General features: G+C 71.1%; 16 protein-coding genes. 5 read left to right on the top strand and 11 right to left on the bottom strand.

The window, feature by feature from the left end; all coding sequences use genetic code 11:
* Positions 1–42: 42 nt before the first annotated feature.
* Together ACX28W_RS12500 and ACX28W_RS12495 are read right to left on the bottom strand one after the other, a co-directional pair.
* Positions 43–726, bottom strand: coding sequence for a response regulator (locus ACX28W_RS12500; RefSeq protein ID WP_458998980.1), 684 nt, complete (start codon positions 724–726; stop codon positions 43–45).
* The gene (locus ACX28W_RS12495) at positions 723–1,604 is read right to left on the bottom strand and encodes a sensor histidine kinase (protein WP_458998979.1); all 882 of its coding nucleotides are present in this window, start codon (positions 1,602–1,604) and stop codon (positions 723–725) included. Before ACX28W_RS12495 ends, ACX28W_RS12500 begins: the two co-directional genes overlap by 4 nt.
* Before the next feature lie 139 nt (positions 1,605–1,743).
* Between ACX28W_RS12495 and ACX28W_RS12490 the strand changes: the two genes are divergently transcribed.
* Genes ACX28W_RS12490 through ACX28W_RS12480 form a run of 3 tightly spaced genes read left to right on the top strand, consistent with a single transcriptional unit; the run spans position 1,744 to position 5,460 of the window.
* Complete coding sequence (locus ACX28W_RS12490) at positions 1,744–2,478, top strand: ABC transporter ATP-binding protein (protein WP_458998978.1); 735 nt, start codon at positions 1,744–1,746, stop codon at positions 2,476–2,478.
* Positions 2,475–4,787, top strand: coding sequence for an ABC transporter permease (locus ACX28W_RS12485; protein WP_458998977.1), 2,313 nt, complete (start codon positions 2,475–2,477; stop codon positions 4,785–4,787). The genes ACX28W_RS12490 and ACX28W_RS12485 overlap by 4 nt, the downstream gene beginning before the upstream one ends.
* A gap of 43 nt (positions 4,788–4,830) precedes the next feature.
* Positions 4,831–5,460, top strand: a complete 630-nt coding sequence (locus tag ACX28W_RS12480) for a DinB family protein (RefSeq protein WP_458998976.1) — start codon at positions 4,831–4,833, stop codon at positions 5,458–5,460.
* On the opposite strand, the gene ACX28W_RS12475 is transcribed toward ACX28W_RS12480, so the two are convergent.
* Positions 5,406–5,612, bottom strand: a complete 207-nt coding sequence (locus tag ACX28W_RS12475; protein WP_458998975.1) for an Arc family DNA-binding protein — start codon at positions 5,610–5,612, stop codon at positions 5,406–5,408. The genes ACX28W_RS12480 and ACX28W_RS12475 overlap by 55 nt on opposite strands.
* Before the next feature lie 28 nt (positions 5,613–5,640).
* Here ACX28W_RS12475 and ACX28W_RS12470 point away from each other — a divergent pair, with 28 nt between their 5' ends.
* A complete protein-coding gene (locus ACX28W_RS12470; RefSeq protein WP_458998974.1) occupies positions 5,641–6,930 on the top strand; it encodes an RNA-guided endonuclease InsQ/TnpB family protein in 1,290 nt (429 codons plus the stop codon).
* Between the two features lie 205 nt (positions 6,931–7,135).
* On the opposite strand, the gene ACX28W_RS12465 is transcribed toward ACX28W_RS12470, so the two are convergent.
* From ACX28W_RS12465 to ACX28W_RS12440, 6 genes are all read right to left on the bottom strand, one after another.
* The gene (locus ACX28W_RS12465; RefSeq protein ID WP_458998973.1) at positions 7,136–7,489 is read right to left on the bottom strand and encodes a cytidine deaminase; all 354 of its coding nucleotides are present in this window, start codon (positions 7,487–7,489) and stop codon (positions 7,136–7,138) included.
* 110 nt (positions 7,490–7,599) lie between these two features.
* Complete coding sequence (locus ACX28W_RS12460; RefSeq protein WP_458998972.1) at positions 7,600–7,959, bottom strand: MmcQ/YjbR family DNA-binding protein; 360 nt, start codon at positions 7,957–7,959, stop codon at positions 7,600–7,602.
* Positions 7,956–9,260, bottom strand: a complete 1,305-nt coding sequence (locus ACX28W_RS12455; protein ID WP_458998971.1) for a hemolysin family protein — start codon at positions 9,258–9,260, stop codon at positions 7,956–7,958. Before ACX28W_RS12455 ends, ACX28W_RS12460 begins: the two co-directional genes overlap by 4 nt.
* Positions 9,257–9,754 (bottom strand): rRNA maturation RNase YbeY, encoded by a 498-nt coding sequence (gene ybeY, locus ACX28W_RS12450; RefSeq protein WP_458998970.1) that lies wholly within the window; start codon positions 9,752–9,754, stop codon positions 9,257–9,259. The genes ACX28W_RS12455 and ybeY overlap by 4 nt, the downstream gene beginning before the upstream one ends.
* A gap of 13 nt (positions 9,755–9,767) precedes the next feature.
* Entirely contained in the window at positions 9,768–10,826 is a 1,059-nt protein-coding gene (locus tag ACX28W_RS12445) for a PhoH family protein (RefSeq protein ID WP_458998969.1), read from the bottom strand.
* A gap of 148 nt (positions 10,827–10,974) precedes the next feature.
* Complete coding sequence (locus tag ACX28W_RS12440) at positions 10,975–12,084, bottom strand: carbohydrate kinase family protein (RefSeq protein WP_458999089.1); 1,110 nt, start codon at positions 12,082–12,084, stop codon at positions 10,975–10,977.
* 286 nt (positions 12,085–12,370) lie between these two features.
* On the opposite strand from ACX28W_RS12440, the gene ACX28W_RS12435 reads away from it, so the two are divergent.
* A complete protein-coding gene (locus ACX28W_RS12435) occupies positions 12,371–13,645 on the top strand; it encodes an MFS transporter (RefSeq protein WP_458998968.1) in 1,275 nt (424 codons plus the stop codon).
* A gap of 3 nt (positions 13,646–13,648) precedes the next feature.
* On the opposite strand, the gene ACX28W_RS12430 is transcribed toward ACX28W_RS12435, so the two are convergent.
* On the bottom strand, positions 13,649–14,641 hold the full coding sequence (locus tag ACX28W_RS12430) for an adenosine deaminase (RefSeq protein ID WP_458998967.1): 993 nt from the start codon (positions 14,639–14,641) through the stop codon (positions 13,649–13,651).
* A 54-nt stretch (positions 14,642–14,695) separates the two neighbouring features.
* On the bottom strand, positions 14,696–15,601 hold the full coding sequence (locus tag ACX28W_RS12425) for a ribonuclease Z (RefSeq protein WP_458998966.1): 906 nt from the start codon (positions 15,599–15,601) through the stop codon (positions 14,696–14,698).
* Position 15,602 lies beyond the last annotated feature (1 nt).

Here is a 15,602-nt window from a genome sequence, read left to right as displayed (position 1 = left end):
CCCGTCCCTGGGGGCTCCGCCCCCGGACGGGACGGCTCGTCCTCAGGCGTGGCCCCCCGGCCTGACCAACCCCGTCTCGTAGGCGAGGACGACGGCCTGGGCCCGGTCGCGCAGGGTCAGCTTGGCGAAGATCCGGGTCACATGGGACTTCACGGTGGCTTCGCTCAGCGTCAGCTCCCTCGCCAGCTCCGCGTTGGACAGACCGCGGCCCAGCAGCGTCAGAACTTCCAGCTCGCGGGGTGTCAGGGCCGCGAGATCGGCGGGCACGGCGGGCGACTCGGGCGGGTCCGAGGCGAAGCGCTCCACCAGTCTCCGCGTGATCGACGGGGCCAGCAGGGCGTCCCCGGTGTCGACCAGCCGTACGGCCGCCGCCAGGTGTTCGGGGGTGACGTCCTTGAGCAGGAAGCCACTCGCCCCGAGCGACAGAGCCGCGTACACATAGCGGTCCAGGTCGAACGTGGTCAGCATGAGCACCCTGCAGTCCGGAGCCTGCGCCAGAATGCGGCGGGTGGCCTCCAGGCCGTCCATGTTCGGCATGCGGATGTCCATCAGCACGACGTCCGGGCGGAGTTCGCGCGCCGCCGCCACCGCCTCCCCGCCGTCGGCGGCCTCGCCCACCACGTCGATGCCGCGGGCCGTCAGGATCAGCCGGAAACCCGTTCTGATCAGTGTCTGGTCGTCGACGACGAGCACCCGAGGAGCCCGCTCGGTCGTGGCCGCCGTCACGGGCGGTCCAAGGGGATGCGAGCCCGCACCCGGTACCCGCCGCCGAGGCGACGCCGGGCGTCCAGGTCCCCTCCGTACACCGCGACCCGCTCGCGCAGGCCGAGGAGCCCGCGGCCGGCACCCGCCCCGGGCCTCGACCTCGGCGCGGACCGCAGCATCGGCGCGGGCACCGCGCCGGTCAGCACGCTCGGGCCGGTGTTCAGCACCTCCACGCGCAGCGCATGGTCCGCGTAGCGCACGGTCACCTCGGCCTTGCCGCCGTCACCGTGCCGGAGCGCGTTAGTCAGCGCCTCCTGGACGATCCGGTACGCGGTCACGTCGATCCCCTCCGGCAGCGGGCGCGGCTCACCCGAGATCCGCACCTCGACGGGCAGACCGGCGAACGATATCCGGTCGACGAGCGGGCCCAGCCGGTCGAGTCCGGGCTGCGGCGCCAGACCCGCCGTACCGACGTCGCCGCCCAGGCCCCCGCCCGAACTCGGCTCCGGGTCCTCGCCGTTCGGCGACGGCGCCAGCAGACCCAGCAGATGCCGCAGGTCGGTCATCGCGCCCCGCCCGGCGTCCTCGACGGCCCTGAGAGCGGCCGCGGCCTCGTCCGGCATCGTGCCCATCACCTCGCGGGCGGCCCCGGCCTGAACCACCATCAGGCTGACGTTGTGGCTGACTATGTCGTGCAACTCCCGGGCGATACGGTCGCGTTCGGCGGCGACCGCGTCACGGGTGGCGCTCTCCCGCTCCCGCTCCAGCAGCCAGCCGCGCTCCCCCACCGCCGCCTGCCACTTGCGCCGCGTACGCACCAGCGCCACCGCCAGCCATCCCACGGCCGCACCCGCCGCCCCCAGCACCGCCACCAGCCCGTCCGGCTCCCACTCCCACACGGGGTTCACCTTCGCAGACCGCGCCCGATCCGGCATCAGCCCGCGGATGCAGGGATCTGCGACTCAGGGTTGAGGTGCGGGGTCGTTTGCCACCCGGGGAGGGATGTTCCGGGCCCGGTCCCCCTCTAGCGTCCTGTGCATGGCCACTGAGGACCGCAGGAGAGAGGCCGTCGTACGACTCGACGGCGGAGACACCGTCGTACGGCTCGACGGCGTGCGCAAGGAGTACGGGGAGACGACGGCGCTGGACGGCGTGTCGCTGGAGATCCGGGCCGGGGAAGCGGTCGCGGTGATGGGCCCTTCGGGGTGCGGCAAGTCCACCTTGCTCAACATGATCGCCGGCCTGGACCGTCCGACGGGCGGCACGATCGTCGTGCACGGCGAGAACGTGAGCGCGCTGAACGAGAAGCACCTCGCCCTGTACAGGCGGCGCCGCATCGGCATGATCTTCCAGTTCTTCAACCTCATCGACGACCTGTCGGCGCTCGACAACGTCGCCCTCGCCGCGCAGCTGACCGGCTCTCCCGCCCGGCAGGCCCGCCGCCGCGCCCTGGAACTCTTCGACGAACTCGGCATCGCGGACCGCAGGAACGCCTACCCCGGGGTCCTCAGTGGCGGTGAGCGACAGCGCGTCGCCGTGGCCCGGGCGCTGATGAACCGCCCCGCCCTGCTGCTGGCCGACGAGCCGACCGGCGCCCTGGACAGCCGGGCCGGCGAACAGGTGATGGACCTGCTCCTCGACCTCAACCAGATCGGCCAGACGCTGATCCTGGTGACGCACGACGAACACCTCGCACGGCGCTGCGCCAGCAGGCTGGTCGAACTCGCCGACGGCCGGGTGACCGGCGAGCACACCCTGGAGCCGTCCGCATGAGGGCGGTATGGCGAGCCGCGCGCGCGGCCGTACGACGGCGCAGGCTCCAGACACTCGTCATCGCGCTGGTCACCCTGACCTCGACCGGGGCGATCGTGGTCGCGCTCGGCCTGGTCGACGCGGCCTCCGCCCCGTTCGACAAGGCCTTCGCCGCCCAGCGCGGCCCCCATGTCGTCGCCGCGTTCGACGCCGCCAAGGTTTCGGACGAGCAGCTGGCCCGCGCCGCCCGGCGGCCCGGCGTCGAGGCCGCCGCCGGACCCTTCGCGCAGGCGACGGTCGAACTGCCGAGGGAGCACGATCAGTACGCCCTCGGCAGCGAGGTCACGGTCGTGGGCCGGCCAGGACCCGGGGGGCCGGTGGACCGGCTCGACCTCTGGGCGGGCCGCTGGGCCACCGGGCCGGGCGAGATCGTGGTGAACCGGCAGTCGGACTGGACCCCGGACGACCTGGGCAAGAAGATCCAGGTGCCCTCGGGCCCCACTCTCACCATCGTCGGGTTCGCCTTCGACCTGAGCCGGACGGCGGACGCCTGGGTCGCCCCCGACCAGATCGCGGCCCTGCACCCGACCGCCGCCCAGATGCTCCTCCGCTTCACCGACGCGTCGTCGGAGAGCCGGATCCGCGCACACCTGGCGTCCGTCACCGAAGGGCTGCCGAAGGACGCGCTGACCGCCCCCCAGTCGTATCTCACCCTCAAGGATCAGATCGGCAACTCGGCCCGGGCGTACGCCCCGTACCTGATGACCTTCGGCATCCTCGGCATCGTGGTGGCGGTGCTCATCGTCGCCAATGTGGTGAGCGGCGCGGTGATCTCCGGCCTGAAGCACATCGGGATCCTCAAGGCGCTGGGGTTCACACCGGGCCAGGTCGTCGCCGTCTACCTCACGATGATCTCCGTTCCCGCGTGCGCCGGTTGCGCGCTCGGCACCGCCCTCGGCAATGTCCTGGCGCGCCCGTTCTTCGAGTTCGTGTTCACCGGGCCCGACGCGGGGGTGTTCCACGGCAACGTCGGCATCGCGCCCTGGGTGAACGCCCTCGCCCTGCTCGGCATGCCCGCCCTGTGCCTGCTCGCCGCTCTCGCCCCCGCAGCGCGCGCCCACCGGCTGTCCGCGGCACGGGCGATCAGCGCGGGCAGCGCCCCGCGTACCGGGCGGGCGCTGGGCATCCAGCGCAGGCTGGCGGGCAGTGGGCTGCCGCGGGCGGTCAGCCTGGGCGTGGGGCTGCCGTTCGCCCGGCCGGGCCGCAGCGCCCTCACGCTCGCCGCGGTCGTCCTCGGGGTGACCACGGTGACGTTCGCGAGCGGCCTGGCCACGACGATGACCCGGTTCGGGAGTGCGGGGCAGGACTCCTACCAGGTCACGGTCTACGCGAGCAACTTCAAACACGGCAAGGAGATCCAGCCGGAGCACGGCGACCGCGCACTCCAGTCGCTGCTCGGCTCACTGCCGGACGCCACCGGGGTCACCGCCAGGGCGAACGCCGACGCACGCATCGCCGGCTCCGCCCAGAAGGTGAACTTCGAGGGCCGTCGCGGGGACCGGCCGCAGCTGGACAGTGTGCTGACCGAGGGCCGGTGGACCCGTCGTGCCGGCGAGATCGTGGCCGGATCTGCCTTCCTGCGCGGGCACGACCTGCACGTCGGCGACCACATCCGCCTGGAGAAGGGCGACCGCCAGGAGACGCTGACCATCGTCGGCGAGTTCATGGAGAGCGACGCGCGCCGGATCATCGGCGACTGGTCGACACTGATGGCCCTCGCCCCTCGGGAGAAGCCCATCGCCTACCACGTCGAGCTCCGCGACGGCGCGGACCCCGCGGCCTACGCGCACGCGGCCCGGGCTGCCGACCCCGGGGTGAGCCCCACCCCGAACAATCCGAACGCCATCACCCAGACCATTGTCGGCTCCGCGTCGGTGCTCACCCTGATGCTCGCCGTGGTCGCCTCGCTCGGCGTCTTCAACACGGTCGTCCTCAACACCCGTGACCGCCGCCGCGACCTGGGCATGCTCAAGTCCATCGGCATGACGCCACGGCAGGTCACGGGAATGATGGTGACGTCGATGACCGTCCTCGGCGCGATCGGCTCGGTCCTCGGCATCCCGCTCGGCATCCTGGGCCACCACCTCGTGGTGCCGCGGATGGCGGACGCCGTCGACATCACCCTGCCCCCGTACATGACGGACGTCTGGCAGGCCCCGACCCTGTCCGCCCTGGCCCTGGCAGGCGTCGCGATCGCCCTGATCGGCGCCCTCGTCCCGGCCCGCAGCGCGGCCCGCCTGACGATCGCCGAGGTCCTGCACAACGAGTGAGACACCGGCACGATGTCAGTGGGCGCGCCTACACTCCCCGCCCATGACCTACGTGGACGAGCACGTGCATCCGGAGCCTCCCGTCGCGGGGGACGAGACCGCGACCCTGCTGGGCTCCCTGGAACGGCAACGCGCGACCCTCGCGTGGAAGTGCGGCGGGCTGGACGCGGCTGGGCTGAAGGCGACGGTCGGCGTCTCCTCGATCACCCTGGGCGGGCTGCTCAAGCACCTGGCCCATGTCGAGGACGACTACTTCTCCGGGCGGCTGTTCGCACGCCGGCCCAGTCCCCCGTTCGACACGGCGGACTGGGCCACCGACCCCGAGTGGGACTGGCACTCGGCCGCCGACGACACCCCCGACGAGCTCTACGCCCTGTGGCGGGACACCGTGGCCCGCTCCCGCGTCCTGGTCACCGAGGCACTGGCCGACGGCGGCCTGGACCGCCTCGCCGACCGGCGCTCGCCCGATGGCCGGGCCCCCAGCCTGCGCCGCATCCTCATCGACCTCATCGAGGAGTACGCCCGCCATGTCGGCCACGCCGACCTCATCCGAGAGTCGGTGGACGGCCTGGTGGGCGAGGACCCACCACCTAGCTTCCGGGCAGGATGCCCGGCCCTTCAGGGCCGGGGTGAATGCCCGCTCCCGCGTAGCGGGGCAGGAGTAGCCGAATAGCCGCCGGGCGATTCGGCGTCCGGAGTCACGTTGGCGAGGCCGACCTCAAGCAGATACAGGATCTCGGAGTTGAGGGACCGCCGGTCGGTAGCCGCCTGAGCGGTCATCCGGTTGTGGAGGTTGTCGGGAATGCGGAGTGTGAATTTGACCATGCCGTCATTGTGCCGCCACTATGGCGGCATGTCACGTTTCCGTATGTACCCGACGCGAGCGCAGGAAGAGCAGATGCTCGAACACTGCACGCACGCCCGGTACGTGTGGAACCTCGCAGTCGAGCAGCACTCACACTGGTACAAGGGCCGCAAAGCCGCACCCGGTTTCGCCGAGCAGTGCCGCCAGCTCACCGAAGCCCGCCGGGCGAATGACTGGCTCGGGGCCGGCAACGCTGACGTGCAGCAGCAGGCGCTCAAGGACTTCGCCAAGGCCAAGCAGGCCCGCTTCACGTCCGGCTTCGGTGAGCCGACCTGGCGGAAGAAGTTCCAGCACGAAGGCTTCCGGGTCATCGGCACCGACCGTGTTCCGGAGTTCAACGAGGACGGCAGCGCGAAGCTGAACGCGAAGACCGGCAAGCAGGTCATGGGCCGGTCGGTGGTGGTGCACAAGCTCAACCGGCGTTGGGCTCAGGTGAAGGTGCCCGGCTGCGGCTGGGTGCGCTTGCGTCTCACTCGTTCCGGGCTGCCGAGCGCGAAGTCGTTCCGGGTCACCTTCCGCAATGGCCAGTGGCACATCGCGTTCGCGGTCATCCCCGAACCGGTTGACGCGCCCGGTACGGGCGAGGTCATCGGGATCGACCGGGGCGTGAAGATCACCGCCGCACTGTCGGACGGCCGGAAACTGAACTGCCCGCAGCTCACGACCAGGGAGCGCGCGCAGATCCGCAAGCACCAGCGCCGCGCCGCCCGCGCCCCGAAGGGCAGCAAGCAGAAGTCCGCCGAGTACGCCACGATCGCCAGGCTCAAGGCCCGTGAAGCCGACCGGCGCAAGGACTGGTGCGAGAAGACCTCGACGATGCTTGCCCGCAGCTATGACCTGGTGCGGTTCGAGAAGCTGGACATCAAGAACATGACCGCCTCCGCCAAGGGGACGGTCGGACAGCCCGGCAAGAAGGTGCGCCAGAAGGCCGGGCTGAACCGGGCGATCCTCGCCCAGGGCTGGGGTCTGCTTCGGCAGCGCACCGGGCACAAGGCCCCCGGACGGGTCGAGGACGTACCCGCACCCTTCACGTCTTTACGGTGCAGTGCGTGCGGTTGGATCGAGAAGAACTCGCGCAAGAGCCAAGCCGAGTTCGTCTGCGTGTCCTGCGGGTTCACCTGCAACGCCGATGAGAACGCAGCAATGAATGTCGCGGCAGGACAGGGCGGGATTCCCCGCCCCCGGCGCTCAGCCGGTGCCGGAGGGACGACAGCGGCCACCGGCCGTCCGAGCGTCCGTGAACCTCAACCCACCTGGGTTGGAATCCCCCTCTTTTAAGAGGGGGAGGATGTCAAACTGACGACAGCCCTGCCCCCGGGCCCCGGCCGACACCCTCCAGCCCGTCCGGCGTTCGAGGACGAGGCCGTTCAGGCCGAACGGGGGTCTGGGGGCGGAGCCCCCAGGTACGGATGATAGGGGTCCCTCCTGCTCGAGCGAAGCCGAGAGCTCGGGCGAAGGTAGGGGCGGCGGGGGCGAAAACCCTTCAGCCCGCAGTGACGACGCCCCGCACCGTCCCGTCGGGCCCCGCCACCAGCACCGGCGTCTCAGGCCCACCAAGATCCCGTACCGCCGCACGGTCCTCCGCGGACGCGTCCTCCGCCTCGGACACCACCGCCGCGGCCTCCAAGGACTTCGCCCCCGAAGCCACCGCCATCGCCACCGCGGTCTGCAACGCACTCAGCCGCAGCGACGGAAGATCCACCGTCCCGGCGACATACGTACGCCCCGTCTCGTCCCGCACGGCCGCCCCCTCGGGCACAGCGTTGCGGGCCCGCGCGGAACGGGCCAGGGTGACGATCTTGCGGTCCTCGGAATCAAGCGCGCTGCTGTCGGTCATGCCCTGAGCATACGAAGTCCCCGGCGCTGTCCGGCAACGGGATCGTCCTGGCGGCGGCGGTGCTGGTCGGCGTGGGACTCCGTAAGCGCGGCTCAGGGCCGGTCGAGGAATCAGGGCCGGTCGAGCCGGAGCCGCTCGGCCTTCGGTAGCCCGGCGACGACGAGATCGTACGAGTCCTCGATGAGCTCCCGGACCAGGCGGTCCGGGAGTTCGCCGTCGACCGTCACCGTGTTCCAGTGCCGCTTGTTCATGTGGTAGCCGGGGATGATCAGACCCGGGTACTCGCCGCGCAGCCGGACCGCGTCCTGCGGGTCGCACTTCAGGTTGACCGTCAGCGGACGCGCGTCCAGCCAGGTCAGCGCGAAGAGCTTGCCGACCACCTTGAAGACCGAGATCTCCGGGCTGAAGGGAAAGTCCTCGACGGCCGCGTTGAAGGACAGACAGAACGCGCGCAGCTGCTTCGGGGTCAATCCGGCTTCTCCTCATCGGGCGGATCCGCGGGGCCGACCGGCTCGACGAGCACCGTGACGATCTTGTTCCGGCGCCCGGCGGCGGCCTCCGCGGTCAGCCGCAGTTCCCGTCCGTCGGGCAGCTCGACCACCGAGGAGGCCCCGGCGATCGGCACCCGCCCTAGCGCCTTGGCGAGCAGCCCGCCGACGGTCTCCACGTCCTCGTCGTCGTACGCCTCGAAGCCGTACAGCTCGCCGAGGTCGCCGATGTCGAGGCGGGCGGTGACGCGGTAGCGGTCGTCGCCGAGCTCCTGGACGGGCGGCAGCTCGCGGTCGTACTCGTCGGTGATCTCGCCGACGATCTCCTCGAGGATGTCCTCGATGGTGACGATGCCGGCCGTGCCGCCGTACTCGTCGATGACGACGGCGACGTGGTTGCGCTCCTGCTGCATCTCGCGCAGCAGATCACCCGCGTTCTTGGTGTCGGGCACGAAGGTGGCGGGCCGCATGGCCGTCGACACCAGCTCGGACTCGGCGTCGCGGCTGATGTGCGTCTTGCGGGCCAGGTCCTTCAGATACACCATCCCGACGATGTCGTCCTCGCTCTCCCCGGTGACGGGTATGCGCGAGAAGCCCGAGCGCAGGGCCAGGGTGAGGGCCTGCCGGATGGTCTTGTACCGCTCGATGACGACGAGGTCGGTCCTCGGCACCATCACCTCGCGTACGAGGGTGTCGCCCAGCTCGAAGACGGAGTGCACCATACGGCGCTCGTCGTCCTCGATGAGGGACTCCTTCTCGGCGAGGTCGACCATCGCGCGCAGCTCGGCCTCGGAGGCGAACGGGCCGCGCCTGAAGCCCTTGCCGGGCGTCAGCGCGTTGCCGATGAGGATGAGCAGGGGCGGGATGGGTCCCATGATCCGCGCCAGCGGCAGCAGGACGTACGCCGCCACCGTCGCCGTGTTCAGCGGGTGCTGGCGGCCGATGGTGCGCGGCGAGACGCCCACCGCGACGTAGGAGACGAGGACCATGACCCCGATGGCGATGGCCAGCGCCTCCCAGGTCTCGTCGAACTCCTTCAGACAGGCGTACGTGACGAGCGAGGCGGCGGCCATCTCGCAGGCCACGCGCACGAGCAGCGCCACGTTCAGATAGCGGGTCGGGTCGGCGGCGACCTGCGCGAGCTTGGCGCTGCCGCGCCGCCCGGACCGTACGGCCTCCTCGGCGCGGAAGCTGGAGACGCGCGCGAGGCCCGCCTCCGCGCAGGCGGCGAGCCAGGCGACGACGACCAGCAGGACGGCGCCGAGGACGAGTTGAGGACTCATGACACGGTCGGGGCCGGCGAGGGACCCGTCATGCCCTTCTCCTCGCGCCAGCCGTCCACGATGGCCGCCTGAAGGCCGAACATCTCGGCCTTCTCGTCCGGCTCCTCGTGGTCGTAGCCGAGCAGGTGCAGCACTCCATGGACGGTGAGGAGCTGGAGCTCCTCGTCCATGGAGTGCTGCGTCGGAGCTTCCTTGCCCTGCCGCTCGGCGACGTCGGGGCAGAGCACAATGTCACCGAGGAGGCCCTGCGGCGGCTCGTCGTCGTCCTTGGACGGCGGCCGCAGCTCATCCATGGGAAAGGACATGACATCCGTCGGGCCGGGCAGGTCCATCCACTGGATGTGCAGCTGCTCCATGGCGTCGGCGTCCACGACGATCACCGAGAGTTCGGAGAGCGGGTGGATGCGCATCCGCGCGAGCGCGTAGCGGGCGATGTCGAGGATCGCCTGCTCGTCGACCTCGGTTCCGGACTCGTTGTTGACGTCGATCGACATGGCGCTGTTCTGTCTACTTCCCTCTGTGACCGCGACCCTTGTGGGAGCCGTTCTCGGTGCCGTTCTCGCTGTCGTACTTCTCGTACGCGTCGACGATACGGCCGACCAGCTTGTGCCGTACGACATCGTGGGACGTGAGCCGCGAGAAGTGGACGTCGTCGAGGCCCTCCAGGATGTCCTGGACCTGCCGCAGACCCGACTTCGTCCCGTTCGGCAGGTCGACCTGCGTCACGTCACCCGTGACCACGATCTTCGAATCGAAGCCGAGGCGGGTGAGGAACATCTTCATCTGCTCGGCGCTCGTGTTCTGCGCCTCGTCCAGGATGATGAAGGCGTCATTGAGCGTACGGCCCCGCATATAGGCGAGCGGCGCGACCTCGATCGTCCCCGCTGCCATCAGTCTGGGGATCGAGTCGGGGTCGAGCATGTCGTGCAGCGCGTCGTACAGCGGGCGCAGGTACGGGTCGATCTTCTCGTACAGCGTGCCCGGGAGGAATCCCAGCCGCTCGCCCGCCTCCACCGCCGGGCGGGTCAGGATGATGCGGTTGACCTGCTTGGACTGGAGGGCCTGGACCGCCTTGGCCATGGCCAGGTAGGTCTTGCCGGTGCCCGCGGGGCCGATGCCGAAGACGATGGTGTGCTTGTCGATGGCGTCGACGTACCGCTTCTGGTTGAGCGTCTTGGGTCGGATGGTGCGGCCGCGCGAGGACAGGATGTTCTGCGTGAGCACTTCGGCAGGGGTTTCCTGGCCGTCGCCCTCCCCGTTCTCGCTCGCCCGGAGCATGGCGATCGAGCGTTCCACTGCGTCCTCCGTCATCGGCTGCCCGGTGCGGAGCACCAGCATCATCTCGTCGAACAGTCGCTGGACGAGGGCTACTTCACCGGCGTCGCCGACCGCACTGATCTCATTGCCCCGGACATGGATGTCGGCCGCCGGGAAGGCCTTTTCGATCACGCGCAGAAGCGCGTCTCCGGATCCCAGCACGGTCACCATGGGGTGCTTGGCCGGAACGGTGAAATGCGCTCGTGCCTGCCCCTGAGCGGGGTCGTGAGCTGTGGGTGTCTGAGTCATGGGCCGGCTCTGTAGGCCTGCTTTTCCTCCTCGATCGGCACGCTTGCCACGGGGGCAGCCTTGCGATTCCAAGAGTACGTCGCCGCACTGACAGAGCCGTAGGGCTTTTCCTCACCCCACGCGGAACCTCACGCGGAACCCCGGAACCTCACGCGGAGCGTCCGAAGCCGATCGTCGGCACCGCCCGCCGCAGCGGCCACGGCCGCGTCACCTCCGGCAGCAGACCCTCCAGGAACGCGTACCGGCGCAGCGCCGTCGGATCCTGGTCGTCGACGGACTGCACCCGGCGCCACCAGGCCGCGATCTCCGACCAGCCGGGGGCCGACAGGGAGCCGCCGAACTCCTGGACGGAGAGGGCGGCGGTGAGGCCGGCGAAGGCCAGGCGGTCGGCGAGAGGCCAGTCGGCGAGGGTGCCCATGACGAAGCCCGCGACGAAGACGTCACCGGCACCGGTGGGGTCGAGGGCCTCGACGGCGATGGCCGGGACCTCGGCGCTCTCCCCGGTGCGGCGGTCCACCGCGTAGGCGCCCTCGGAGCCGAGGGTGACGACGGCCAGCGGAACATACTCGGTCAGCGCGTGCGCCGCGGTCCGGGGGCAGTCGGCCCCGGTGTACCGCATCGCCTCCTCCGCGTTCGGCAGGAACGCCTCGCAGTGTTCGAGGTCGGCGAGCCCGGCCAGGTCCCAGCGGCCGGTGTCGTCCCAGCCGACGTCCGCGAAGATCCGGGTGCCCGCGCGCGCGGACTCGGCGATCCAGTGCGCGCGCGTGCCGGGTGTCAGCGAGGCGACGGCGGCACGCGCGCGTGGGGCGTGTTCCGGCGCGGGTTCCTCCGGCGGCGGCTCGTGCCCGTGGCTGACCATCGTCCGCTCGCCCTCGTACGCCATCGACACGGTGACGGGCGAATGCCAGCCGGGCACGGTGCGCGACGTGGTGAGGTCGATGCCCTCGCCCTGCTCCAGGGCATCCCAGCAGTACTCCCCGTAGTGGTCGTCCCCGAAGGCCGCCGCCAGGGAGGTCTTCAGACCCAGCCGGGCCAGTGCCGTCGCCATGTTCGCCACGCCGCCGGGGCTCGACCCCATCCCGCGCGCCCAGGACTCGGTTCCGCGCACCGGGGCGGAGTCGAGCCCGGTGAAGATGATGTCGAGGAAGACGGTGCCCGTGAGGTAGACGTCCCAGGGCGGGTCCGCGGGAGAGCGCAGCCCGGCGAGCGGGTCGACGTGGGCGTGGCGGTACGGTCGCTCTCCGTTGGACGGGATCACGGTGCGCTCCCTGACGTGGTGCGGATGCAGGACAGTCTGCACCAAACGACTCCCCGGACGACGCCGGTCACGCCGGAGGCACCTGTCGCATCCGCCTTGAGCGGGTAGTGAAATCGCCTTGTCTACCCCGCCTCCCCCACCCCAAACAGAACGTGACCCACGTCACGCCACCCCACCTTCTTCGCGCCCCCACCCGCTTGATACAAATTGCCCGCGCGTTCCTGTCCGTCGACAGCCGCCCAATCCCCTTTCCGAGCCGCTTCTTTCGCATGCCCTGGGAACGCCCGTGTCTGCCCGCCCCACCCCTGCCTGGCCCCTCGTCGCCCTTTTCACGGCCGGGTACCTCGCCCCGTACCTCCTCCCGACCACCGTCGGCAGGCTGAACGCGGGGCTGCCTCTCTCCGCCACCCAGTCCGGTTCCCTCGGCAGTGCCCTGTTGCTGAGTTCGGCGACGGCAGGCTTCGTGCTCGCCTCCCGTGTGGACCGGTTCGGCCCCCGCGGGCTCGCCCGTACGGGGCTGCTCCTCGCGGCCGCCGGCTACGGCACCGCCGCCCTCACCACCACCATCCCGCTGGTCGTCGCCGGTGCGATCGTCGGCGGCCTCGGCTCCGGCGCGGCCACCACCGTCGCCGCCACCGGAATCGCCGCCCAGCGCGACCCCCACCGCACCACCACCCAGGGTCTGCTGGGCGTCTCCGCCCTCGCCGGCGCGCTGTATCTGACGATCCCCCACCTGGGCCCGGGCCACGGCCAGCCGCTCGCCGCGATCGCCGTCACCGCGCTGCTCGTCCTGTCCGTGACCCGGCACCTCCCGGCCCACACACCCCCGCACCCCGCCCACACACCCACCCACCCCGCCCGGACGTCGCGCGCCGCGACTCCCCTCCCGCACGCCCGTTCCGGCCTCGTCCTCGCCGCCGCCATGTTCTTCTGGTCCCTCGCCCAGAACTCGCTGTGGGGTGTCAGCGGCCGTATCGGCCTGACCCAGGCAGGACTGACGGAGGTGACCGTCGGCGCGGTCTTCGCGGCGGCGCTCGGCGCCGGGCTGCTGGGGGTGGTCGCTGCGGGCGCGCTCGGCCCGCGTCTCGGCCTCGCGCTGCCCATCGGGGCAGGCACGGCCCTGATCGCCGGCTGCATCGCGCTCAGCGCCGCCGCCGACGACCTGGCGTCCTTCGCGAGCGGCGAGATCGCCTGGAACACCCTCTACCCGGTCGTGCTCTCCTACGTCATCGGCCTCGCCGCGTCCCTGGACCGGCGCGGACGGTGGGCGGTCCTGGTCGGCTCCGCCTCCTCGCTCGGCACGGCGTGCGGCCCGCTCACGGGCAGTCTGCTCGCCGCGCGGGCGGGCTACCCGGCGATGGGCGTGATCCTGGCGCTCGGCCTGCTCCTGATCACCGTCCCGATGACGGCGGTGGCGCTGCGCGGCAGACACGGCACACCACGCGAACAGCAGGTCGTGGAGATCCCGTTGGAGGCCGTGCCCGCCCGGCGGACGGCGTACGACACGGCGGGACCCCGGCAGTCAGCCACAGCAGCCGCGCCGGGGCCCGGAACCACCTGACGGTCAGTCGAACTCGTACGCCTCGACCTCGGCGATGTACCGCGCCCGCCGCTCCTCGTCGTGCTCCAGGAAGGACGCCACGAACGAGTTGCGCGCCAGCTCCCGCAGCCGCTCCCGGTCGAGGCCGAGCGCCTCGTGGACGGCGTGGAAGGTGTCGCCGACGTAGCCCCCGAAGTACGCGGGGTCGTCGGAGTTGACGGTGCACAGCAGCCCGGCGTCCAGCATCGCGGGCAGCGGGTGGTCCTCCAGGACGTCGACGGCGCGCAGTCGTACGTTCGACAGCGGGCAGAGTGTCAGCGGCACCCGGTCCCGTACCAGCCGCTGGACCAGCTCCGGGTCCTCCATGCAGCGCAGCCCGTGGTCGATGCGCTCGACGCCGAGGACGTCCAGCGCCTCGGTGATGTACGCCGGCGGCCCCTCCTCGCCCGCGTGCGCGACACGCCGCAGCCCGAGCGCGGCGGCGGCCTCGTACACCTCGCGGAACTTGACCGGCGGATGCCCGACCTCGGCGGAGTCGAGGCCGATGCCGACGATCCGGTCGAGGTACGGCCTCGCCGCCTCCAGCGTCTCCATGGCCGACTCGGCGGACTCGTCGCGCAGGAAGCACATGATCAGCTGGGTGGAGACGCCGTGGGTCTCCTCGCTGTGGGAGAGCGCGCGGGACAGCCCCTCGACGACCGTCCCCATGGCCACACCGCGCGCGAGGTGCGCCTGCGGATCGAAGAAGATCTCCGCGTGCCGCACGCCCTGGGCGGCGGCCCGCGCGAGATACGCGTCGGCCAGGTCGGCGAAGTCCTGCTCCGTCCGCAGGACGGCCATGAGCTCGTAGTACAGGTTCAGGAACGACTGGAGGTCGTCGAAGAGATACGCCTTGCGCAGCTCCTCGGTGTCCGCGTACGGCAGCGTGACACCGTTGCGAGCGGCGAGCTCGAAGGCCAGCTCGGGTTCGAGGGTGCCTTCGATGTGGAGGTGCAGTTCTGCTTTGGGGAGGGGCATCAGAGCATGGTACGGCCGATGCGCCGACGTTTCGGAAAGGGCACGGGGATCACGTCACCGTCGCTTGGGCACCGGCACCCGCACCAGATCGTGCGCCACGGTCAGCTCCCCCTCGAACCCGGCGGCCCGGGCCTGCCGCTCGAACTCGTCCGGCTCGGAGTACCGCTGACTGAAGTGGGTGAGCACGAGATGCCGTACGCCCGCGTCCCTCGCCACCCGCCCCGCCTGGCCGGCCGTCAAATGACCGTGATCCTCGGCGAGTTGCCGATCCCCGTCCAGGAACGTCGACTCGATGACGAGCAGGTCGCACCCTTCGGCGAGCGCGTACGCCCCGTCACACAGCCGCGTGTCCATGACGAACGCGAACCGTTGCCCGCGCCGGAGCTCGCTCACGTCGTCGAGGGAGACGTCGCCCAGCGCGCCCTCCCGCTGGATCCGCCCGACGTCCGGTCCCTTGATCCCGCGCTCCGCGAGCCGCTCCGGCAGTATGCGCCGTCCGTCCGGCTCGATCAGGCGGTACCCGAACGACTCGACGGGGTGGGACAGCCGCCGGGCCTCCAAGGTGTACGACGGGGTGGTGGCGAGCACCCCGTCCACCTCGACCGGCGCCTCGGTCAGCGCGACGGTCTCGCGGTAGGCGGTCGCGTATCGCAGCCGGTCGAAGAAGCGCTGCCCGGAGCGGGGATAGTGCGCGGTGACCCCGTGCGGCACACGGTCGAGGTTGATGCGCTGGATGACCCCGGCGAGTCCGAGCGAGTGGTCGCCGTGGAAGTGGGTGACGCAGATCCGGTGCAGGTCGTGCGCGGCGACCCCGGCGCGCAGCATCTGCCGCTGGGTGCCCTCGCCGGGGTCGAAGAGCAGGCCCTCCCCGTCCCAGCGCAGCAGATAGCCGTTGTGGTTGCGGTGCCGGGTCGGGACCTGGCTGGCGGTACCGAGGACCACCAATTCACGTACGGACAAG

The sequence above is a fragment of the Streptomyces sp. SD15 genome, assembly GCF_054462255.1.
This window is presented reverse-complemented; position numbering and strand designations above follow the sequence as displayed.